This is a genomic window from Pandoraea sp. NPDC090278, assembly GCF_044772185.1.
Taxonomy (GTDB): domain Bacteria; phylum Pseudomonadota; class Gammaproteobacteria; order Burkholderiales; family Burkholderiaceae; genus Pandoraea.
In genome coordinates, this window is sequence record NZ_JBIVYJ010000002.1 from 423688 (window position 1) to 446108 (window position 22421).

Below are 22421 nucleotides of genomic sequence, written 5' to 3' on the forward strand. Positions count from 1 at the left end.
TTCCAGTGATGTGAGGTGGCGCGATGGACTTGATCGGATTAAGACCACCGCGAATGGGGGATTGGATGGATGCTGTACAAATATACAGTACAATCGCAGCGTGCCGGCGACGTCTGGATGCTGCCAGCGGCTGTCGTATCGGCCTGATACAGTAGTTCCCCCGAGGCGCGTATGCGCTCTGTCGTTTTGTCGTTTTCGCACTGATACGGCTCTGATACCCAGTGGACAAGTCCTCCTCGAAACCCGACCCGTCGGCCAGCCACGCCATTCGTATTCGTGGCGCCCGCCAGCACAACCTCAAGAACCTCGACGTCGATCTCCAGACCGGTGAGATGACCGTCGTGACCGGTCCGTCCGGTTCCGGCAAGTCCAGTCTGGTCTTCGACACGCTGTTCGCCGAAGGCCAGCGCCGCTATGTCGAGACGTTCAGCGCTTACGCCCGCCAGTTCCTCGACCGCATGGACCGTCCGCAGGTCGACCATGTGGAAGGCGTGCCGCCCGCCATCGCCATCGATCAGACCAACCCCGTGCGCAGCTCGCGCTCGACGGTCGGCACGATGACCGAACTCAACGATCACCTCAAGCTCCTCTTCGCTCGCGCGGCGGCGCTGTTCGATCGCGAAACCGCCCAGCCGGTGCGTCACGACACGCCCGAGACGATCTACGCCGACCTCATGGCGCGCACCGCCCAGAGCGATCCGCGTCTGGTCGTCACCTTCCCGGTCGAACTGCCCGGCAGCGTCACCCCCGACGAAGTAGAGCAATGGCTCTCCGCGTCCGGCTATACGCGCGTGCAGGCCGAGCGCGAAATCACGACCACTGAGGGCACGCGCAAGGTGCTCGACGTCGTCGCCGACCGCTTCCGCCTTCAGAACACCGAAAAGGCGCGCGCGATGGAGGCCATCGAGTCGTCGCTCAAGCGCGGCCGCGCCCGGGTGAACGTCTATGTGCTGGCCGAAGAAGGCGAGCCGGACATCTGGCGCTATTCGCAGGACCTGCATTGCCCCGATAGCGACCTGCATTACGCCGATCCGCAACCCGCGCTCTTCTCGTTCAACTCCGCGTACGGCGCGTGCGAAGCGTGTCGCGGGTTCGGTCGCGTGATCGGCGTCGACTTGGGTCTGGTCATTCCCGACGAACGCAAAACGCTACGCGGCGGTGCGGTCAAGACGATTCAGACCCCCGCGTGGAAAGAGATTCAGGAAGACCTGCTGGAGTACGCAGGCAAAGCAGGCATCCCGCGTGATACACCGTGGTCGAAGCTCTCGCCCGAACATCGCGAATGGGTCATCGAAGGCGACCCCGACTGGCAAGGCGAGTGGAACAAGCAGTGGTACGGCATTCGCCGCTTCTTCGGCTATCTGGAGTCGAAGGCGTACAAGATGCACATCCGCGTGCTGCTCTCGAAGTACCGCAGCTACACCACGTGCGACACGTGTGGCGGCGCGCGTCTGAAGACCGAAGGCCTGCTGTGGCGACTCGGCTCGAAAGAGAATGCCGACGCTGTGTTGCCGCCCGCGCAGCGCTTCATGCCGCGTGGTGTGTCGTGGTCGCGCGAGCAACTCGAAGCGCTGCCCGGTCTGACGATGCACGATCTGATGCTCATGCCGATCACGCGTGTGCGTCAGTTCTTCGATTCGCTGACGTTGCCGTCGAGCCTGCTCGATGACGCACTGAAGTTGCTGCAAGAGGAAGTCGGCACGCGTCTGAAGTATCTGTGCGACGTCGGTATCGGCTACCTCACGCTCGACCGTCAGAGCCGCACGCTCTCCGGCGGCGAAGTGCAGCGTATCAATCTGACGACGGCGCTCGGCACGTCGCTCGTCAACACGCTGTTCGTGCTCGACGAGCCGAGTATCGGATTGCATCCGCGCGACATGGACCGCATCGTCGCTGCGATGCATCGGTTGCGCGACGCGGGCAACACGCTGGTCGTCGTGGAGCACGATCCGGCCGTGATGCTGGCCGCCGACCGTGTCATCGATATGGGACCGGGGCCGGGCGAGCGCGGCGGGCAGATTGTGTTCGACGGCACGCCGGAAGAAGTGCGCCAGGCCGACACGCTCACCGGCAGCTACCTCGGCGGCCGCAAGCATGTGGCGAACGCGTCGAACTGGCGCGCGCGTCCGGTGGACGAGGCGACGCCGCGTCTGACACTGACCGGTGCCCGCGAGCACAACCTCAAGCACGTCGACGTCGACATTCCGCTGGGCCGCCTCGTCTGCGTGACCGGCGTTTCCGGCTCCGGTAAGTCGACGCTGGTGCAGGACATTCTCAGCCCGGCGCTGGCGCGTCACTTCGGTGACCCGACCGAAGCCCCGGGGGCGCACGACGAACTGATCGGTGCCGAACAACTGTCGGGCGTCGTGTTCGTCGACCAGTCGCCTATCGGCAAGACGGCGCGCTCGAATCCGGCAAGTTACGTCGGTGCATTCGACGAAATCCGCAAACTGTTCGCGGCCGAACCGGTCGCGCTGCAACGCGGTTATAACGCCAGCACGTTCAGCTTCAACTCCGGCAATGGCCGTTGCCCGACGTGCGGTGGTTCGGGTTTCGAACACGTGGAAATGCAGTTCCTGAGTGACGTTTATCTGCGTTGCCCGGACTGCGACGGCAAGCGCTACCGCGCCGAAGTGCTGGACGTGAAGATCCAGCGCGCTATCCCCGGCGAGACGATGCGCGAACTGAGCGTGTCGGACGTGCTGGAACTGACCGTCAACGAGGCCGTGAAGCTGTTCTCGTCGGATCGCGACGTGCTGCGCGTGTTGCAGCCGATCGTGGACGTCGGTCTCGAATACGTGAAGCTCGGCCAGCCGGTGCCGACGCTCTCCGGTGGCGAAGCACAACGTTTGAAGCTCGCCGGTTTCCTTGCGGAAGCAGCACAGAAGAAGACGGCGAGCGGGCAGAAGGTCGCGCATCGTGGCCGTCTCTTCATCTTCGACGAACCGACGACCGGGCTGCACTTCGACGACATTGCGAAACTCATGCGCGCGTTCGGCAAGTTACTCGACGGTGGCAATTCGCTGCTCGTCATCGAACACAATCTGGATGTGGTGCGTGCGGCCGACTGGATCATCGACCTCGGACCGGAAGGTGGCGAAGGCGGTGGTGAGGTGTTGTGTGCAGGGACGCTCGCGCATGTCGTGGCCTGCGACGGGTCGCACACCGGGCGCGCGCTGGCGGAGTACGAACGCACGGTGGTCGCACCCGCACGGGCTGTGGCATCGGGCAAAGCGTCGAGCGATGCCGGGATGCCGCTGCAAACCGCATTGCGCGCAGCCCGTGCACATCGCAAGCCTGCGGGAGGCGATGACATTCGCATCGTCAATGCGCGCGAGCACAACCTGAAGTCACTCGACGTTGCGATCCCGCGCGGCAAGTTCAGCGTCATTACCGGTGTGTCGGGTTCGGGCAAATCGACGCTCGCGTTCGACATCCTGTTCAACGAAGGACAGCGCCGTTACCTCGAATCGCTCAACGCGTATGCGCGGTCCATCGTGCAGCCCGCGGGGCGTCCGGAAGTCGACGCCGTGTACGGCATTCCGCCGACGGTAGCCATCGAGCAACGTCTATCGCGTGGCGGACGCAAGAGTACCGTCGCGACGACCACGGAAGTCTGGCACTTCCTGCGTCTGCTGTACGTGAAGCTCGGCATTCAGCATTGCATTCACGACGGCGCGCCGGTGACGGCGCAAAGCCCAGACTCCATCGTTGCGCAACTCATGCGCGACCGTCGCGGCCAGCACGTGGGACTGCTCGCACCGCTGGTGGTGGGACGTAAGGGGATTTACACCGATCTGGCGAAGTGGGCCAAGGCGCGCGGCCATTCGCATCTGCGGGTCGACGGCGTTTTCCTGCCGGTCGATCCGTGGCCGAAGCTCGACCGTTTCCGCGAACACACCATCGAATTACCGGTGGGCGATGTCGTAGTGACGCCTGAGAACGAAGGCTTGCTGCGCACGTTGCTGGCGGCGGCGCTGGAGCTGGGCAAGGGCGTGATGCATCTGCTCGCCCCGCTCGACGGTCTGGGCGACACGATGACCGACGAGCAACCGGGCGAAGGCGTGGGCGAGATCGAGGTGTTCTCGGTCAAGCGTGCGTGCCCGGTGTGCGGCACGAGTTATCCGGATCTCGATCCGCGTATGTTCTCGTTCAACAGCAAGCACGGCTGGTGCACGACATGTGTTGGTACGGGTCTCGCACTCACGCGCGAACAGCGTGAAGCGTTCGACGACACCGTCCTCAATCAGGACAATCGCGGCCGCGAGCACTCGCTGCCGTCGCAGGATCAGGAGCCGGAAGATGTGGGCGATCAGCCGTGTCCGGATTGCCACGGCGCGCGCCTGAACGGTGTGGCGCGTGCGGTGACGTTCGACGAACACGCCATCTCCGACGTCGCGCAATGGACCGTGACGGACGTGCGTCAGTGGATTCAGGGCCTCGAACTGCAAGGTCGCGATGCGAGCATCGCCCGCGATCTGATCAGCGAAATTCAGGGGCGTCTGGAGTTTCTGGAAGAGGTGGGTCTCGGCTACCTCACGCTCGATCGCGCTGCACCGACGCTCTCGGGCGGCGAGTCGCAACGTATTCGTCTCGCGGCGCAGCTCGGCAGCAATCTACAGGGCGTGTGCTACGTGCTGGACGAGCCGACCATCGGCTTGCATCCGCGCGATAACGGCATTCTGCTCGGCGCGCTGCGCAAACTTGGCGACCAGGGCAACACACTGGTCGTGGTCGAGCACGACGAAGACACGATTCGTCGCGCGGATCACATCATCGACATCGGTCCGGGAGCAGGCAAGCGCGGTGGCATGCTCGTCGCGCAGGGCAATGTGGACGATCTCGCCTCGCATCCCGATTCGCTGACCGGCAAGTTCCTCGCTCATCCGTTGCAGCATCCGATTCAACCGCGCCGGGAAGTCGTTGCACCGGCGAAGGGGGGGAAGGGCGCAAATGGTGCTGAGGTCATCCCGCCGAACTGGCTGACGGTGCACGGGGCGACGCTTCATAACCTGAAGAACGTGACGGCCTCGCTGCCGCTGTCGCGGCTCACGGCGATCACGGGTGTGTCCGGTTCCGGCAAGTCGACGCTCGCGCGCGATGTGCTGATGACAAACCTGCTCGATGCCGTGGGGCGTTCGGTGATGTCGTCGCCTGCGGAGCGTCGTGCGCGTAAGGGCACGGTGCGCCATGCAGTGAAGGCGGACGGCAAGCCGCGCGCGAAGTCGGAGGCGCCCGCAGAGCCGCGTCGTCCGGTGGTGCATGCGTGGCACGGGTGTGAATCCGTGACGGGCTGGGAGACAATCGACCGCGTGCTCGAAGTCGACCAGACGCCTATCGGCAAGACACCGCGTTCGTGCCCGGCCACCTACATCGGGTTCTGGGACACGATCCGACGTCTGTTCGCCGACACGCTCGAAGCCCGCGCGCGAGGCTACTCGGCGTCGCGCTTCTCGTTCAACACGGGCGAGGGCCGGTGCCCGGCCTGCGAAGGTCAGGGCGTGCGGACCATCGGTATGAGCTTCCTTGCGGACGTGAAGGTGCTGTGCGACGTCTGCCACGGGCAGCGCTTCAACGCCGAAACATTGGCGGTGACGTGGCGCGGCAAGAGCATCGGCGACGTGCTGACGATGGAAGTCGATGAAGCCGTCGAGTTCTTCGCGTCGATGCCGAGCATTGCCCATCCGCTGCAACTGATGAAGGACGTCGGGCTGGGGTACCTCACGCTGGGGCAGCCGTCGCCGACGTTGTCGGGTGGCGAAGCGCAACGTATCAAGCTGGTGACGGAACTGACCAAGGTGCGCGATGACATTACGCGTCGCGGACAGAAATCGCCGCACACGCTGTACGTCCTCGACGAGCCGACAGTCGGGTTGCACATGGCGGACGTGGCACGTCTGATCAACGTGCTGCACCGGCTGGTGAACGGTGGGCATACGGTCGTCGTCATCGAGCACAACCTCGATGTGATTGCCGAAGCCGACTGGATCGTCGACATGGGGCCGGAGGGCGGCAAGGACGGCGGCACCGTGGTGGCCGCGACGTCGCCCGACGAGTTGGCGAAGGTCAAGGCTAGCCACACCGGCGTCGCACTCAAACCGGTGCTCGCCCAGACGGCTGGAACCGGCGCCACGGCCGTGGCACCGGAGGAAGCAACCGCGAAATAAGCGGCCAGCCGGATATTCGCGGTAGCCCGACGGGACGCCTGATACAGGCGTCCCGTCTTTATTTGCGGTTCAGGAGGAGTAAATCGTATACGAAAAAATATGCTTCACGACACTCCGAGAAGTTCCCAATTATTTCCAAAATAGAAATTAAGAATAGACAATTATCGACTTTATTGCGATAGGTGCTACTAATACACTTCAACTGTCGACGATGAATTGAACATCGCCTCTTTCAAACAGACAGGAGAAATACCATGAAGCGCACTCTTATTACCTCGGCTCTCGTTTCCGCAATGCTGGCTGTCTCGGCCGGTTCGGCTTTCGCTAGCGACGCTTTCGACGGTCCCTCGGAATTCTCGTGGGTTCCGCAAACCAGCGTGCTGACCCGCGCTCAAGTTCGTGAAGAACTGGTGCAGGCACAAAAGGCCGGTCTCGTGGTGCAACACGACACCGTGTATCCGAAGGCAGTCCCGAGCGCACAACCGGCAACGGCCAGCGCCCCGGTCACGATGGGTTCGGTTGGCGGCCTGCAACAAGCCGGTACGACCTACTTCGGTAACTAATCGCTTTTGCGAATCGCTGTACTTGCCGTAACCCCGTGAGCCAGCGCTAATTCAGCGCGCCGCGACTCCGGGCAAGCAGTCTCCGATACCAAATCGGCCGCAATTTTCGCGGCCGATTTTGTTTTGGGCGCTCGCTTTTCACTTCGACCCGCTCCGTCAGGTAGCGCAACGACTGTGGACAAGTCTGTCGATAACCTTGTTAGCAAGCTGTGGCAGTGCTGTGGGTAAGCCTGTGGATACCCGTGGGATATGCGGTGGACAGGTGGGGTAAAAGTCGGCAAAACGGCGGGGATAACCGGTGAATATCCCGTGGATATGTGGTGGATATCCTGTGTGTTTAACTAGGATAAGCCGGTGGATTTCCTGTGGAAATCTACAAAATTTCTGTGACTAAGCTGTGGATGGCCTGTGAATAGATCTGCGTGATCTGATTACAGAGGCCCGTCTGGCGTGCCTCTGCGGCAGTCCATTCCTCGTCCGTCGGAAAGAACCGCAAAACTCACTTCCCAAAAGCTGTTGCCAAAAATTCGGTAACGCGTTTTATCGCGTCGTCGCGTGCCTCGGGCTGGGTGCCGGTAATCGGCACAACGTGGGTTTTCGGATTGGTGAACTCGGGGCGCGAGCGGACCGGGAGATTCGGATAATCGAAGTCGTGATACGCGCCCGGATAGATGTGGAACGTCACCGGCGCACCTTGTGTGGTGACGTCTTTCACGAACGCGTCGCACGGGGCCGCTTGAGTCCAGACGTCCTCCGCACCCGTGAGCACCAGCAGCGGAATCTTCGTCGACCAGTTCGCACCTTGTGCCTTCGCGTTGCACCAGCCGGGATAGAACGCAACGGCGGCCACGAAGTCCGGCGCGGACGTCGCGTCCTGCGTGCGGCCGGGACTTTTCGGGCCGATGGCAAATAGCGTTGTCCCGCCACCACCATGCGACCAGCCCATCAACGCGATCCGGTCCGGCCGGATGCCCGGTATCGATTGCAGGTAACGCAACGCGCCATAAGCGTCGCGTGGGCGTTCCTCCCAAGGGCGCACCGGCCCGCCCTTCGCACATTCGCTGCCTTGCGCCCGCGAGGTGAAGCTGTCGACCATGAGCACCGCATACCCTTGCGCATTGAACCGCTGCGCCCAGTCCAGTTCGCGACGGTCGATAGCACCCTTGCGCGAGAACATGCCATTGCAGCCATGCATGAAGACCACGGCGGGTGTTGGCGCGCTGGCATTGGCCGCACGGAACAGATAGGCGTCGATCATCACGGGGGCGCCATTGGCGTCCATGTCCAGTGACGGGATGCTGAGCTTTTCCTGCGCCTCGGCGATGCCGGTCCCGACGAAAGAGAGCGCGGACATCGCCACAAGGGCGATGGCGAACGATGCGACGGCGCGACGCGCGCGAGAGGAAAAAGGCAGTGACGTAGCGGGCATAGGGAGTCTTCGCCAGGACGTGCGGTCGCCGGTGTTGGCACCGCTATGTGCCGGACTTTAGCGTGTGTTTCCGCCACCGTGTCGTTCGCCATATTACGAACGGTTGCGACCCCTTCGGCCGTTCCTCGCTAAGCATCCATGCATCGGAGATAAGACGGCGCGGTGCCGCAGATTAGAATGCCATCGGAGACCTAAGCAATGCGTCGATTCGTTCCGCCAATGGAACGTCACATTCATCCGGAGACTCTCGACATGGCAGACAACAACGACAAACGCGACACCACGTCACAAACGCCGCAATGGCGACTCGAAACACTGGCCGTGCGCGCCGGCTATCGTCCCGATCCGACCACGCGTGCCGTGGCCGTTCCGATCTATCAGACGGTGGCGTACGCCTTCGACGATACGCAGCACGGTGCGGACCTGTTCGACCTCAAGGTGCCCGGGAACATCTACACGCGCATCATGAACCCGACGCAGGACGTGCTGGAACAGCGCGTCGCGGCGCTCGAAGGCGGGGTGGCGGCACTGGCGCTCGCGTCCGGTCAGGCAGCTGTCACCTATGCGATTCAGACGATTGCCGAGGCAGGCGACAACATCGTCGCGGCCAGCACGCTCTACGGCGGCACTTACAACCTGCTCGCGCACACGCTGCCGCTCTCCGGCATTACCACGCGCTTCGCCGATCCGCGCGAGCCGGAATCCTTCGAACCGCTGATCGACGAGAAGACGAAAGCCATCTTCGCGGAGTCGGTGGGCAATCCGTTGGGCAACATCACCGATATCGCGAAGCTCGCCGAGATCGCGCATCGTCACGGCATTCCGCTCATCATCGACAACACGGTGCCGTCGCCTTACCTGCTGCGCCCGTTCGAGCATGGCGCGGACATCGTCGTGCATTCGCTGACGAAGTATCTCGGCGGGCACGGCACGAGCCTCGGCGGGGCCATCGTGGACTCGGGCAAGTTCCCGTGGGCGGAACACAAGACCCGCTTCAAGCGACTCAACGAACCGGATGTGAGCTATCACGGCGTGGTGTACACGGAAGCCTTCGGTCCGGCTGCGTACATCGGCCGCGCGCGTGTGGTGCCGTTGCGTAACACCGGTGCGGCCATCTCGCCCTTCAACGCGTTCCAGATTCTTCAGGGCATCGAGACGTTCGCGCTGCGCCTCGACCGCATCACCGACAACGCGCTGAAGATTGCCCAGTATCTGAAGACGCATCCGAAGGTGGAGTGGGTGAACTATGCGGGCCTGCCGGAGCATCCGGACCATGCGCTGGTGAAGAAATATCTGTCGGGACGCGGCCCGGGCATCCTCACCTTCGGCGTGAAAGGCGGGCACGCCGCCGGTGCCGCGTTCCAGGACGCCCTGCAACTCTTCACCCGTCTGGTCAACATCGGCGACGCCAAGTCGCTCGCCACACACCCGGCGTCGACCACGCACCGCCAGTTGTCGCCGGACGAACTGCGCAAGGCCGGGGTGAGCGAGGAGACGGTGCGTCTGTCTATCGGCATCGAGCATATCGACGACTTGCTCGCCGATCTGGATCAGGCGCTTCGCAAGTAAGCAGTCTGTCGTTTCGACAGGCGCAACGAAGGTCGTCGCGCCTGTCACTGCGAAATACCGCGAAATGCGGCAAGAAGCCGTGCGTTGCCGCCTGGATTCACGGCCTCTCGCGGACCTCATTTACGGCCAATTCTGACGGAGTATGATGCGCGGCAGCCGGTTGGGGGCAGGTGACCGGCACCGCCGTCATATGACTGTCACAAAAACGTCATCATGCTGGCGTACTGTCCTTGCCCATTTCTCAAGGATTGCGCATGGACTATTTGCAAGTGCTGGTGCTCGCCATTGTGCAGGGCGTGGCGGAGTTGCTCCCGGTGTCGAGTTCGGCACACGTCATCATGGCCGAGAAGCTGATGGGTCTCGACCCGTCGACGCCCGCCATGACGTTGCTGCTCGTGATGCTGCACACCGGCACCATGCTCGCCGTGATCGTCTACTTCTGGAAGTCGTGGCGCGAACGTTACTTCTCGTCGAAGCACGATTTCATTCACAACGCGAAGCAGGTCATTATTGCGACGGCCTTCACTGGCGTGATCGGTCTGGCGCTGATGTTCTTCATCGAGAAGGTGCTGATGCGCGGCTCCGAGCATGCCGAGATCGAGCATCTGTTCGGCAATCTGTACGTCATCTCCGCCGGTCTCGCGATGGCGGGCATTCTGATTCTGATCTCGGGCCGCAAGCGTCCGCCGATGGGCGACCGTCCGATGCGCGGCAGCGACTCCGCATGGATCGGCGCGGTGCAGGGTATCTGCCTGCCGTTCCGTGGTTTCTCGCGCTCGGGTTCGACCATTTCGACGGGCATGCTGCGCGGTCTCGACAAGGTGCGCGTCGAGGAATTCAGCTTCGCGCTGGCCGTTGTGCTCACGCCGCCGGTCATCGTCAAAGAGGCTTACCGTCTGTACAAGTCGGGCGGCGCTCAGACGCTCTCCGGCCACTTCATGTCGGTGCTCACGCCGAGCCTCATCGGCATGGTGTTCAGCTTCCTCGCGGGGCTGATTGCGCTGCGCTGGCTGTCGCGCTGGCTCGAACACGGTCGCTGGTATCTGTTCGGCATTTACTGCCTTGTGGCGTCGGCCGTCGTGCTGGCCTCCAGTCAGTACCTGTAATCACACCAGCCCGGCGACGACGTCCAGAAAGGCCGCGATGGCGCGCGATTCGCGCCGCTCGGCCAAACAGACGATGACGGTGGTCGTCTCGACGCGTGCGTCGCCGATGGCGACCGTCGCCAGCCGCTCATCCGGCGTGTGTTCGCGTGCGGACACCGCCGCGATCCCCAGTCCGAGAATCACCGCTTCGCGGATCGCCTCGCGGCTGCCGATCTCCATCGCCACGCTCGGCACCACACCCGCCTCCTGCATGGCCGCTTCTAGCGCGTGACGCGTCGTCGACCCCGGTTCTCGCATCAACATCGGTTCATCCGCCAGATCGGCCAGTTTGACGCTGCGGCGTCGCGCGAAGCGATGCGTACGCGGCACCAGCAGCACGACCGGATGCGTGCGATACGGCACGGCGTGCAGACGCGCGTCGTCGTGATAACGCGCCAGCACGGCGACGTCGGTGCGATACGCCAACAGGCTCTCGATCATCTCCTCCGAATTGCCCGGCCGCACGGAGATGCGAATTCCCGGAAAGCGTGGCTGAAACGCCGCGACGATCTCCATCGCGTGATGCGGTCCCACCGCGCCCAGCCGTAATTCCCCGGTACGCAGCCCGCCATGCTCCTTGAGCAGGCTAAGCGCTTCCGCTTCGTCCGAGAAGATGCGCAGGCTCACCGAGTACAGCGCTTTGCCGGTCGGCGTCAGCGTCAGCCCGCGACCGTGGCGATAGAACAGCTCGACCCCGTACGTTTCCTCCAGCGCCCGGATCTGCGTCGTCATCGTTGGCTGACTGACGTGCAACGCCTGCGCGGCGCGCGTGACGCTGCCGTGGTGCGCGACCGCGTGAAACGAACGCAACTGGGTAATCCGCATCGATGTCGCTCCCGTGACGAGGTATAGGTTTTATCAATAGATTGACGAAAAAATGTGAATTGGAAGTATAGGACGGCGCTCACCATAATCCAGCTCAATCTTCGCCAATCGATCGCAACGTCATCCGGCGCGGCGGCCCAAACACCATCATGACTGCACGTTCGCGTTTCCATAATCCGGTCGACGTCCACTTCGGTCCGGGCGTGCTGGACGCCCTGCCCGAGCTTGTCGGCAACCGTCGCGTGGTGCTCGTCACCATGCCCGAGGCGCGTGCGCTCGGCATGACCGGGCGCATCGAAGCGCTGCTGGGCCAACGGCTCGCGGGCGTGATCGATCAGGTCAGCCCGAACCCGGATGTGCGCGAACTCGCGCCGATGTACGGCGACTTCTGGCGGCGCTACGGCCAATGCGAAGTCATCGTGGCGCTGGGCGGCGGTAGTGCGCTCGACACGGCCAAGCTGCTGATGGTCGCTGGCGACGACGACAGATTCGCCACGCTGGTGGACGCGCTCGATGCCGGTGGCACCTTCCGTCCTACGCGCACCAAACGGCTCATCACCATTCCCACGACGGCAGGCACCGGCAGCGAAGTCACCCCGTGGGCCACACTGTGGGACCGCCACGTGAAGCGCAAGAAGTACTCGCTGCATCTGCCCGAGACGTGGCCCGAGGCGGCCATCGTCGACCCGGTGCTGACGCGTTCCCTGCCGCGCAGCGTCACGTTGCAGAGCGGTCTCGACGCCCTCTCCCACGCGCTCGAAGCGATCTGGAACGTGAACGCCAATCCCGTCTCCGACACCTTCGCCGTGACGGCCGCGCGCGACATGATGCGTGTGCTGCCGAGTCTCATGACAGCGCTCGACGACATGACGCTGCGCTCGCAGGCAGCGCTCGCTGCGCTTCAGGCGGGCATGGCGTTCTCCAATACGAAGACGGCGCTGGCGCATTCGATTTCGTACGACATGACGATTCGTCACGGCTTGCCGCATGGCATCGCGTGTTCGTTCACGCTGCCGACGGTGATGCGTCTGGCCATCGGCCGCCGCGCCGATCGCGACGCCGTGCTGGCGCAAGTGTTCGACGGCGACATCGCAGGCGCACCCGAGCGGCTGACGGCCTTCCTCAACGGGCTGGGCGTGGCGACGGAATTCTCTGCGTACGGCGTGAGCGAGCCGGAATCGACGGCGATGATCGCGGCCGCGCTCGACGGTCCGCGCGGACGTAACTTCATCGGTGCTGTGGCCTGAACCTGATTTGAACGGGCGGTGTCGCGTTCGTCGCCCGGTGTTGTCGACGTTGTCGTTGTTCCAGTAGTCCCCGTTTGCGTGTTTTCGCGTCTTACCCGCAGTCCCCGCAACATCCATCATCAAAACGATAGTCGCGCACCGGTCACCGGCATGGGCGGCACCGAGACATCAGGAGACAGACGCCCGGCGCAGACCGGTGCGTCGCAGCGCGTCGCCGGGGCGCGGCGCATCAACAGGAGGCGCAATGGAACAGGTTCTCACCGGCGTTGGCGCGCGCGATGCCGTCAACGACGAAAAAGCGGTGCGCACGGTCGCGCTGGCCAGCCTGATCGGCACGACCGTCGAGTGGTATGACTTCTTTCTCTACGGGACCATCACCGGTCTCGTGTTCAACAAACTCTTCTTCCCCAGCGGCGACGCCTTCGTCGCCACGGCGCTCGCTTACACCGTGTACGCGGTGGGATTTGCGACGCGACCGCTCGGGGGCATTCTCTTCGGACACTTCGGGGACCGGCTCGGACGCAAACCGCTGTTGATCGTCACGCTCACCATCATGGGCGTGTCGACGTTCCTGATCGGCCTCGTGCCGACGTACGACAGCATCGGCATCGCCGCGCCGCTGATCCTGCTCTTCCTGCGATTGCTGCAAGGTATCGGCCTCGGCGGCGAATGGGGCGGTGCGGTGCTGATGGCGTTCGAATACGCGCCACGCGACAAGCGCGGTCAGTTCGCGGCGTATCCGCAGATCGGGCTGGCGGTGGGCCTCTGTTTGTCGACGGGCGTCGTCGCCCTGCTCTCGTCGACGCTGACCGACGCGCAGTTCATGTCGTGGGGATGGCGTCTCGCTTTCATGCTGAGTCTGGTGCTCGTGGCCGTGGGCATGTTCATCCGGTTGCGCGTGCTGGAGACGCCGGAATTCGCACGCATCAAGGACAGTCAGCACGTGGCGCACGTGCCGCTCTCCGAGATCGTGCGCGACTATCGTCGCAACGTGTTGCTCGGCTGGGGCGCACGGTATATCGACGGCGTGGTGTTCAACGTCTATGCGGTGTTCGCGATTTCCTATCTCGTCGGCACACTGCATTTTCCCAAGACACCGATTCTGCTGGCCGTCACCCTCGCTGCGCTCGTGCTGGTCGTGACGATTCCCTACGCGTCGAAGCTATCGGATCGCGTCGGGCGGCGTCGCGTGTTCGCGTGGGGGGCGCTGGCTTGTGGCGTGTCGTCGATTCCCGCGCTCGCGGTGATGCACTTCTCGTCGAACGTCTGGTGGGTGTCGCTTGCTGTGATCGTGCCGCTGGGCGTGGTGTACGCGTTCGTGTACGGCCCGGAGGCGTCGTTGTTCTGCGAACTGTTCGACACGCGCGTGCGCTACACCGGCATCTCGGTCGTCTATCAGGTGTCGGGCATCGTTTCCAGTTCGATCACGCCATTGATTGCCGCGACGCTGCTGGAGTACGGCGGACACAAGCCGTGGTGGATTGCGGTGTACGTGCTGGGGGTGGGATGTCTGTCTGCCGCGTGTGCGAAGGCGATGAAGCGGACTTATTGAAGCGGATTTGCTGCGGGGGAGAATCTGGAGGGAAGGATCCCGCGCTTGCGGGAACACGGCAGGCCGGTGGATGGCTCCCCGGCTTGCCGTTTTTTTGCTGCGCGGATTACTGACCGAAGTAGATCGAACCGGCGCGGTTGGTGCGACCCGGCACTTCATACACCGGCGAGACCACCGAACCGGCTTGCGCAGCGACTGCACCCGGTTGTGCCTGCACTTGCGTCTGTGCCTGAACTTGCTGTTGAACTTGTTGCGGCTGGGCGGGCGGCTGCGTGTTTTCGGCAGCGCTTGCGCTGGTCATGACGCCTGCGCTCAGCAGGGCGGCGGCAAGGGTCGATGCGAACAGAGCGTGTTTCATTTTCATTTCTCCTGTCTGGCGAGACGTCCACCATGGGCGCCGTCATTGCCGCCAATCTACGCTCGCGGCACAAGGAGAAAAACGCGGTCCTGGATAAGGACGCATTGCTAAAAATGAAATAATCGACGCTCAGTTAAGCCAAATTGTTCCGGCCGTCGCGCAATCGGCGCTCGACGGACCGGTCAACGGCCAATCAGCGGCGCGTCACGCGCACGCGGGCTTCCTGCTGACGGCGCGAATGGGCGGCACGGCTGCGAAGATACGACGCGGTGAGCAGCGAAGCGCTCGCCAGCAAAAGGAAAGAACCGAGGGCAGCCATGGTAATGCTCCTGTACTGACCGGCATCGTCCGCGGTGCGGCGCACCCTGCGAGCCACGATGTCGGCTGACTTCATCATGTTGTCACTCTACTGCTGACGCACTTCGCGATAAACCCCATCGCGCTAAAGACCCTGTTGCGCACAGCGGCATGCCGGTCAAAAACGGCTCAAAAACGGGCCGAAATCACCTCACATATCCTGTTCAACGGCATTAAGTGGTTGATTTTCAATAGTTTTTTCGAATCGGACGATCGGTTGCATTTCGTAGACGCTCAGTTGCGAAAAAACCACGGGTTTTCCCTAAGATTCACTCATGCCAACGCGACGGACACCGCAACGCAGCAAAACGAAGTGCCCCCCGGCCTCGACGCTGATGATGCCCCGAACGCTAGCTGAACCCGAAGTATTCAATCAAATTGACAGGAGTCTCACCATGAACACCCGTATCCTTGCTGCCGTTGTTGCCGCCGCTTCGTTCGTTTCCGCCTCGGCTTTCGCAGACGCTCGTTACAACGACAATACGCCTGACGTCCCGGCCGCAACGCAAAGCCAACTGAGCCGTGCCGAAGTCCGCGCTGAACTGGTCCAGGCCGCCGCAAACGGTCAACTGCTGCAAAGCGAAACCGGCGCACCGCTGGTGGCCGCTGCCCAAACGCAAGACGCCGCTCCGGTCGCCGCAGCGCTGACCCGCGCCGACGTTCGTGCACAACTGAGCGACCGCAACGTGTTCGCACAGGACAGCCGTTCGTAATCTGACCGTCCCTGTAGTACAGCAGTACCGCAGCACCCACGCATCGACCCCAAGCGATGCGAAGCCGCCGACCGGCATGAGGTCGGCGGCTTTTTTCATGGCATCCGGGTACGAAGCGTTGGCGCTTGACGCGGTCATCTCGCGCTGAACGAGTTACGCAATTCGATTTGAAATTTTTCGCGTACGACCGGTCGTCGGGTAAAGCGTCAGGCAAAAAAAGCCGCCCGGAGGCGGCTGAAGGTCGGGTGAGACCAAGGAAAAGCGTTGTCGCGGCGGTGTCAGCCCGCCAACGACCGAGTCAGTGCATTACGCGCGATATCGAAGTCGGCGGCAAAGCTGCGGTGCCACTCGCGTCGCGTGCTGTCGTCGATCCACGCGCCGTCCAGACCGTTGTGCATGAACTCGCGCAGGTCGCCGAGCGAAAAGCCGAAGTGGCTGAACATCAGCTCCCAGGCTTGCGCGGGGTTGACCTTGTGCAGGGTCGGATCGTCCGTATTCGGATGGATCTTCAGGCCGAGGCCGGGCATGCGACGGATCGGGTGATCCTTGGCCCAGCGCTCCGGCGTGAGCGTGCGCAGGTAGTACGAATTCGTCGGTACGACCGTGAAGACGATGCCGCGCTCGGCGCATTCGCGCGCGAAATCCGGCGCGTCGACGATGGTGTAGCCGTGGTCGATGCGGTCGCACTTGAGCAACTCGACAGCGGTCTCGACGTTCGTCCACGGCATGCCGAATTCGCCCGCGTGCGCCGTCGTCTTGAAGCCTGCGAGACGCGCGTTGCGATACGCCTTCCAGAACAGCTCGGGCGGTCGGTCGTTCTCGCGATAGTCGATGCCGATGCCGATGACTTCGTCGGCGCGATGCGCGCGCATCCACTCGACCATCTCGACGGCTTCGCGCGGATCGGCCTCGCGGTCGATGCTGGGAATCAGACGACCGACGATGTCGTGATCGCGTTGGGCGTCACGAATGGCGGCAACGATGGCGTCCTGAGCCTTCGCGTAGGGAATGCCGGACGTGCGCACGGTGCCCGTCGGGTTCCAGAAGAACTCGCTGTAGCGCACGTTGTACGCGGCGGCGTCCGCCAGATATTCGTAGGCGATGCGGTGCAGATCGTCCGGCGAGGTCAGCAGATGTTCGTCGAGCGCGCGCAACACACGCAGCACGCCCACGGGCTTTTCACCGCGCGTGTAGAAGCCGTCGATCTCGGCGCGATCGAGCGGCGCGTTCGACTTTTCGGCGAGCGCCACGAACGTGTCGTGACGCACTGCGCCGAGCAAATGGCAATGCAATTCCACCTTCGGCATCGCATGGAAGAACGTGCGATGCGCTTGCTGAATCTGCACGCCGGTGCGTGCGGCGGGCACGTGGCCCGGTGTCTCTGTCATAACGTCTTGTCTTGGTGAAGTCATCGGCATAGGGGGGCGGCGCGACACGCGTCGTTCGCCGCCAGGTCGATCAGTGACGTCCCACAACCGTCCAGAAGTAATACGCCAGCGGCAGGGCCAGCACGTAGAGGCCCCACGGCAATTCCTTGAAACGGCCCATCAGCGCCTTGACCAGCACGTAGCACAGCAGGCCACCGGCGATACCGGTACCGAAGCTGTTCGAGAGCAGCGTGAGCAGCACCATCGCGAGCACAGGGAACGCGTCGCTGAAGTCGTCGAACGGCACATGACGGATCGTGCTGAACATCGACAGGCCGATCAGGATCAGTGCTGGGGCCGTAGCTTCCTTCGGAATGGCCAGCGCCACCGGCACGAAGAAGCACACCAGCGCGAACATCACGGCAGCAGCAATCGAGGTGAGACCCGTACGCCCGCCCGCTTCCACGCCAGCGGCCGACTCGACCAGGGCCGTCAGTGCGGGAATGCCCAGCAGCGCACCGCCCGTCGCGGCAATCGAATCGACGAGGAACGGACGGTTGATGTTCTCCATGTTGCCGTGCTCGTCGAGCAAACCGGCCTTGCCGCCGACAGCGAGCGTGGTGCCCAGCGTCGAGAAGAATTCCGCCGCGAAGAAGGCGAACAGATACGGCAGTGCGGAGATCGTCAGCGCGCTCTTCAGATCGAGCTGGAACGCGACCGGCGCAATGCTGTGCGGCAGCGAGATGAACGACTCGGGGACCTTCGTCACGCCAAGCGGCACACCGGCGAGCGCGGCAATCAGAATCGACCAGAGGATTGCGCCCGGCACCTTGCGGCCTTGCAGCAGAACCGCGACGCCCAGGCCGATCAGCGCAACGATGGTGCCCGGCTTGCTGAAGTCACCCAGCGCGAACGCATTCGTCTTGGCATTGGCGATGACCATGCCCGCGTTACGCACACCCAGCACCGCAATGAACAGCCCGATGGATGCGCCGAGGCCCAGCTTGATGGCCGTCGGAATCAAACGCGCCACGACGCTGCGGGCGCCGATCACCGTCAGCAGCAAGAACAGCAGGCCGGAGAGGAACGCGATGGCGATGCCCGTCTGCCAGGCAACGTGTTCGGTGGCCGCGAGCGTGACGCCGACGATGACCGAGCCGCCGATGCCGGGGCCGACGACGAACGGCAGGTTCGCGTAGAAACCCATCAGCAACGAGAACAACACGAACACCAGCATGACCGATGTGGTGGCCGCGCCGCGATCCATGCCGCCCGTGGCGAGCAGCGACGGAATCACGACCAGCAGATAGGCCGCCGCCAAAAATGTGGTGATACCGGCGAGCACTTCGGTGCGCACGCTCGAGCCGCGTTTGCCGATGGCGAAGCGGCGCTCAAGCCAGCCGCCGGGGGCGGTAGCTGCATGGGATTGGCCGTGCCCGGCAGGAGCCGTGCGCTCGTTGTGCTCAGGAGAAGAGGTCTGCATAAGCCAAGAATAGAAGGTCTTTGCGTGGCACTTTACGTGCGTGCGACTATAAATAAAAAATGAAATTACTTATGATTCGATAATTCGAATCTATTCTTCGCGACGCTGGCGGATTCCGGGGCTTCCTTGGGGCCGTCCCGGCTGGCTGGCGTCGCAAAACTGTTGTGTCCGACACACTGCTGGCACCTCTGGAGCGCGCCATGGCGACTTCGTCCCGTCGTAACGAAAACACTGCGAGCCGCGCGGGCGAGACGCCCACGTCCAAAACGCCGGTCGCCTCCACGGCTTCGTCCACCGCTACGCCGCAGGTGCCGCCGCTGCCCGCGCTGACGCTGCGACAGGTGCAGTACTTCGTTGCCCTCGCCCATTCGCGCAGCTTCACGCAGGCAGCGCAGGCGCTCTCCGTCACCCAACCGGCGCTCACCGCCGCCATCCGTCAGATCGAGTTCCTGCTCGGCGGACGTCTCTTCGAGCGCTCGGCCCATCGTCTGACGCTGACCGAGGCGGGCACCACCATCCTGCCGCTGGCGGAGCGTCTGCTGAACGCCGCTCGCGGTACGTTCGACGACATGACGAGCACCTTCACGCTGCAGGCGCAGACGGTGCGCATCGGTTTCATTCCGTCGGTCGCCGCCCGCTTGTTGCCGGTGCTCGGCAGCTTGCGAGACGCCCATCCGAACGTGCGCTTCGCCCTGTCCGATTTGCCGAACAGTGAGCTCGTCGCAGCGCTCGCCCGAGGCGAGATTGACCTCGGTGTCGGCATTCGCGACGAAGCCGACGAGGCCGGTCACGCGGCCAACACCGAGGGCTTTCGCTGCGACGATCTGTTCGACGACGAGATCGTGCTCGTGGCGCGTCGCGACGATGCGCTCGCGTCCGCCGAGTCCGTCAGCTGGTCGCAACTCACCGAGCGCGATCTGGCGGTGTTCGTGCGCGGCAACGTCAGCGATTCCTTGCAACGCACGGGTGGGTCGCAAAACCTGCGGCTCGAACCGAAGTACCGCATGGAATACACCGAACCGCTTTATGCGCTCGTGCGAAGCGGCCTCGCGCTGGCGATTCTGCCCAAGCTCTACACCCTGCACCTGCATGACCCCGCGCTCGTGGCGCTCGACGTCATCGCCCCGCGTGTGACGCGCACCGTTGCGCTGATGTCGCTCGTCGGCAAGGAGCGCGGCCCGCAGGTGAGTGCTTGCCGCGACTGGATCGCGCAACATCTGGTGACGTGAATCGAATGCGCTTCGTGCGCGTCCATCGTCAGTCCATACGTACGAACACGGCGGCCGATCTTTTCGATGGGCCGCCGTGTTCGCTCGCTTCAGTCTTCTACGTGACGCTGCCGTCCGATTACGGCAGACGCGAAATGCGCTCAAGTAGCGTGGCGTAGAAGCGGTCGGCGTCGATATCGGTGAGCCACAGCGCGTTCACCGGACGCTTCGTGCGACCGTTCCAGTCCACCACCGTCTCACCCAGCGTGAGCTGTCCCGTCGTCTCCACGGCCACGTTCACGCGACGGCCGCCGTACATCGTCGGGTCGATCAGATAACCGATGGTGCACGGGTCGTACATCGGGGCCTCGTCCACGCCACGGCGACGCTTCTGATACGCCAGCGCAGCATTGAAGATGTCGCCGACGATCGGACCACAGCGATTCTTCAGCGCGTGGAACGGGGCAACGCGATCTGGCGTAATCAGCGTCTTCAGGCTGACGTCGCGCGGCACGATGGTCACGGGCACACCAGCGCCGAGCACGATGCTCGCGGCTTCCGGATCGACGAAGATGTTGAATTCGGCGGCCGGGGTGTAGTTGCCGCGCTCGAACCATGCACCACCCATCAACACGATTTCACGGATGGCCTTCGCGCCTTCGGGCGCGGCCGTCAGTGCCGTGGCGATGTTGGTGAGCGGCCCGATGGCGACGATCGTGATGCTGCCCGGTGCCGCTGCGCGCAGCGTGTCGATCAGATACGTGACGGCATGCTGCGGTGCGAGCGGCGCACGCGGGTCGTGCAACGGCGCGCCTTCGAGACCCGAGCGGCCCATCACGTTCGCTACCGTCACCAGTTCGCGCATGAGCGGCTTCGGGCAACCGGCGTACACCGGCAGCGTCTTGGTCTTGTCGGCCCAGTCGCGCACGATACGCGCGTTGCGCTCGGTCAGGCTCAGCGGCACATTGCCGCCGACGACGGTCAGCGCCTTGAGGTCGATCTGGTCACTTGCGCCCAACGCCATCAGGATCGCGACGGCGTCATCCTGACCCGGGTCGCAGTCGATGATCACCGTGCGACGCGGCGAGCCTTCTGCCGTGAGCGGCGACGCGCCTTCGGTCTTCGTCATTTGCGCGAAGGCGCTACCGGTCATTGATGCACCGACGGTGGCCATCGACGCAGCCAGCGACGTACGCAGGAAGCTGCGGCGGCTGTGCTGGCGGTCTTCGGTCGTCGTATCGTTCAGTTCGGTCATTGTGGTCATGTTGTCGAACCCGCTTGAATTAGAACGTGTGACGCATGCCCAGCGTCACGGCCATCTGACGCTTCGTGCTCGACGCAGCGTAGCCGAAGAGCTGCGCGTACTTGGCGTCGCCAGCGGCTTGCTGTGCGTTAAGCGTGAGTGCGACGTCCGTGCGCTTGGACAGCCAGTAGTCGGCTTGCAGGTTGACCTGATGCCATTGCGGACGCGTATTGATCACATCGTACTTGCCCGACGTAAAGCCGTACGCCGCGCCCAGCACCAGCGCCGGGGTGACGTTGTAGTTCAGCGTCAGGTTGTAGTTCTGGAGATGCAGGTGCGAGTTGTCGAGGTACGTGTAGTTGACGTCCGAGAACATGGCGCCGATGAGTGCCGGGCCCCAGCGGTAGAAACCGCCCGTGGCGAAGATGCGTTGCTGGCTCGCGTAGACGTTCGCACGCGTGGCGCTCTTCGAGAAGATCAACAGCGGGCTGGCGTAGTCGTTGGCGATGGCGCCGTCGTTGTTCGTGCCGCTATACGGATTGTTGTACTGCGCGTACGCGGCGTTCCAGTCGAAGTCGCCGTACTTGTAGCCGAGGCCGAAGCTGTAGGCGTTGTTGTTGCGGAAGCCCGTGGCCGAGTTCGAGAAGCCGTATTGCGCCGTGCCGTGGAAGCCGCCGACCGTCGGGCTGACCCACTTCACCGAGTTCTGCATGCGCAGATCGTTGTAGCCGTTGTCGTTATCGCCGATGTTCACGCCGTTGCTCGAAATGATGATCGGGCCGACGTAGTCGTGAATCGTGTCGTACTGACGACCCAGCGTGAACGTGCCCCACGTCTTGTCCGAGAGGCCGACGAACGACTGGCGACCGAACGCACGGCCGTTTTGCGCGCCCGTGCCGTTCACGATGCTGAAGCCTGCTTCGAGCGTGAAGATGGCCTGGGTGCCGTTACCGAGGTCTTCCGACCCACGGAAGCCCCAGCGCGGATTCTGGTTGGTGCCCGAGAGTGCCTGCCAATTCTTGCTGCCACCCGTATTACTCACATAACCCACGCCGCCCGAGATCAGGCCGTAAATCGTGACGTTGCTTTGTGCGTGTGCGGCGGTGGCGGCGACGCCAATGGCGGCGATAAAGCTGGCACGGCCCAGGCGGGCCAGAATCGTGGTCTTCATGAGGTGTGCTTCTCTAAGGTCTAA

The 22421-nt window shown here is 63.3% G+C and carries 16 protein-coding genes; 8 read left to right on the plus strand and 8 right to left on the minus strand.

Features of this window, described 5'->3' with window-relative positions; translation table 11 throughout:
- The first annotated feature begins 221 nt into the window (after nt 1-221).
- Together uvrA and ACIQWO_RS10255 are read left to right on the plus strand one after the other, a co-directional pair.
- Nucleotides 222-6167, plus strand: a complete 5946-nt coding sequence (gene uvrA / locus ACIQWO_RS10250) for an excinuclease ABC subunit UvrA (protein WP_402822798.1) — start codon at nt 222-224, stop codon at nt 6165-6167.
- 254 nt (nt 6168-6421) lie between these two features.
- Entirely contained in the window at nt 6422-6730 is a 309-nt protein-coding gene (locus tag ACIQWO_RS10255) for a DUF4148 domain-containing protein (RefSeq protein WP_402822801.1), read from the plus strand.
- Between the two features lie 499 nt (nt 6731-7229).
- Here the strand turns inward: ACIQWO_RS10255 and ACIQWO_RS10260 are convergent, their stop codons facing one another.
- Nucleotides 7230-8159, minus strand: a complete 930-nt coding sequence (locus tag ACIQWO_RS10260) for a dienelactone hydrolase family protein (protein ID WP_402822804.1) — start codon at nt 8157-8159, stop codon at nt 7230-7232.
- 252 nt (nt 8160-8411) lie between these two features.
- Here ACIQWO_RS10260 and ACIQWO_RS10265 point away from each other — a divergent pair, with 252 nt between their 5' ends.
- Nucleotides 8412-9728 (plus strand): O-acetylhomoserine aminocarboxypropyltransferase/cysteine synthase family protein, encoded by a 1317-nt coding sequence (locus tag ACIQWO_RS10265; protein ID WP_402822807.1) that lies wholly within the window; start codon nt 8412-8414, stop codon nt 9726-9728.
- Nucleotides 9729-9982: 254 nt separating this feature from the next.
- The gene (locus ACIQWO_RS10270) at nt 9983-10834 is read left to right on the plus strand and encodes an undecaprenyl-diphosphate phosphatase (protein WP_402822810.1); all 852 of its coding nucleotides are present in this window, start codon (nt 9983-9985) and stop codon (nt 10832-10834) included.
- Here ACIQWO_RS10270 and ACIQWO_RS10275 read toward each other — a convergent pair whose 3' ends face one another.
- Complete coding sequence (locus tag ACIQWO_RS10275; protein WP_402822813.1) at nt 10835-11698, minus strand: LysR substrate-binding domain-containing protein; 864 nt, start codon at nt 11696-11698, stop codon at nt 10835-10837.
- 149 nt (nt 11699-11847) lie between these two features.
- On the opposite strand from ACIQWO_RS10275, the gene psrA reads away from it, so the two are divergent.
- Together psrA and ACIQWO_RS10285 are read left to right on the plus strand one after the other, a co-directional pair.
- A complete protein-coding gene (gene psrA / locus ACIQWO_RS10280) occupies nt 11848-12945 on the plus strand; it encodes an iron-containing alcohol dehydrogenase PsrA (RefSeq protein ID WP_402822816.1) in 1098 nt (365 codons plus the stop codon).
- 244 nt (nt 12946-13189) lie between these two features.
- Complete coding sequence (locus tag ACIQWO_RS10285; RefSeq protein WP_150575023.1) at nt 13190-14497, plus strand: MFS transporter; 1308 nt, start codon at nt 13190-13192, stop codon at nt 14495-14497.
- A 106-nt stretch (nt 14498-14603) separates the two neighbouring features.
- Here ACIQWO_RS10285 and ACIQWO_RS10290 read toward each other — a convergent pair whose 3' ends face one another.
- Together ACIQWO_RS10290 and ACIQWO_RS10295 are read right to left on the minus strand one after the other, a co-directional pair.
- Complete coding sequence (locus tag ACIQWO_RS10290) at nt 14604-14855, minus strand: hypothetical protein (RefSeq protein ID WP_402822821.1); 252 nt, start codon at nt 14853-14855, stop codon at nt 14604-14606.
- Between the two features lie 193 nt (nt 14856-15048).
- On the minus strand, nt 15049-15174 hold the full coding sequence (locus tag ACIQWO_RS10295) for a hypothetical protein (RefSeq protein WP_402822823.1): 126 nt from the start codon (nt 15172-15174) through the stop codon (nt 15049-15051).
- Between the two features lie 433 nt (nt 15175-15607).
- Here ACIQWO_RS10295 and ACIQWO_RS10300 point away from each other — a divergent pair, with 433 nt between their 5' ends.
- Nucleotides 15608-15925 carry a DUF4148 domain-containing protein gene (locus ACIQWO_RS10300; RefSeq protein ID WP_402822826.1) on the plus strand — a complete coding sequence of 106 codons (318 nt, stop codon included), beginning with the start codon at nt 15608-15610 and terminating at the stop codon, nt 15923-15925.
- 278 nt (nt 15926-16203) lie between these two features.
- Here the strand turns inward: ACIQWO_RS10300 and ACIQWO_RS10305 are convergent, their stop codons facing one another.
- Both ACIQWO_RS10305 and ACIQWO_RS10310 read right to left on the minus strand, forming a co-directional pair.
- Entirely contained in the window at nt 16204-17313 is a 1110-nt protein-coding gene (locus ACIQWO_RS10305; protein WP_402822829.1) for an adenosine deaminase, read from the minus strand.
- A 70-nt stretch (nt 17314-17383) separates the two neighbouring features.
- A complete protein-coding gene (locus tag ACIQWO_RS10310; RefSeq protein ID WP_402822832.1) occupies nt 17384-18775 on the minus strand; it encodes an NCS2 family permease in 1392 nt (463 codons plus the stop codon).
- A 200-nt stretch (nt 18776-18975) separates the two neighbouring features.
- Here ACIQWO_RS10310 and ACIQWO_RS10315 point away from each other — a divergent pair, with 200 nt between their 5' ends.
- Nucleotides 18976-20004 carry a LysR family transcriptional regulator gene (locus tag ACIQWO_RS10315; RefSeq protein WP_402822835.1) on the plus strand — a complete coding sequence of 343 codons (1029 nt, stop codon included), beginning with the start codon at nt 18976-18978 and terminating at the stop codon, nt 20002-20004.
- A gap of 118 nt (nt 20005-20122) precedes the next feature.
- Here ACIQWO_RS10315 and ACIQWO_RS10320 read toward each other — a convergent pair whose 3' ends face one another.
- Together ACIQWO_RS10320 and ACIQWO_RS10325 are read right to left on the minus strand one after the other, a co-directional pair.
- Nucleotides 20123-21112: a nucleoside hydrolase gene (locus ACIQWO_RS10320; RefSeq protein ID WP_402823913.1), complete on the minus strand. Its 990-nt coding sequence runs from the start codon at nt 21110-21112 to the stop codon at nt 20123-20125.
- Between the two features lie 154 nt (nt 21113-21266).
- Nucleotides 21267-22397: a porin gene (locus ACIQWO_RS10325; RefSeq protein ID WP_402822838.1), complete on the minus strand. Its 1131-nt coding sequence runs from the start codon at nt 22395-22397 to the stop codon at nt 21267-21269.
- Nucleotides 22398-22421: the final 24 nt, after the last annotated feature.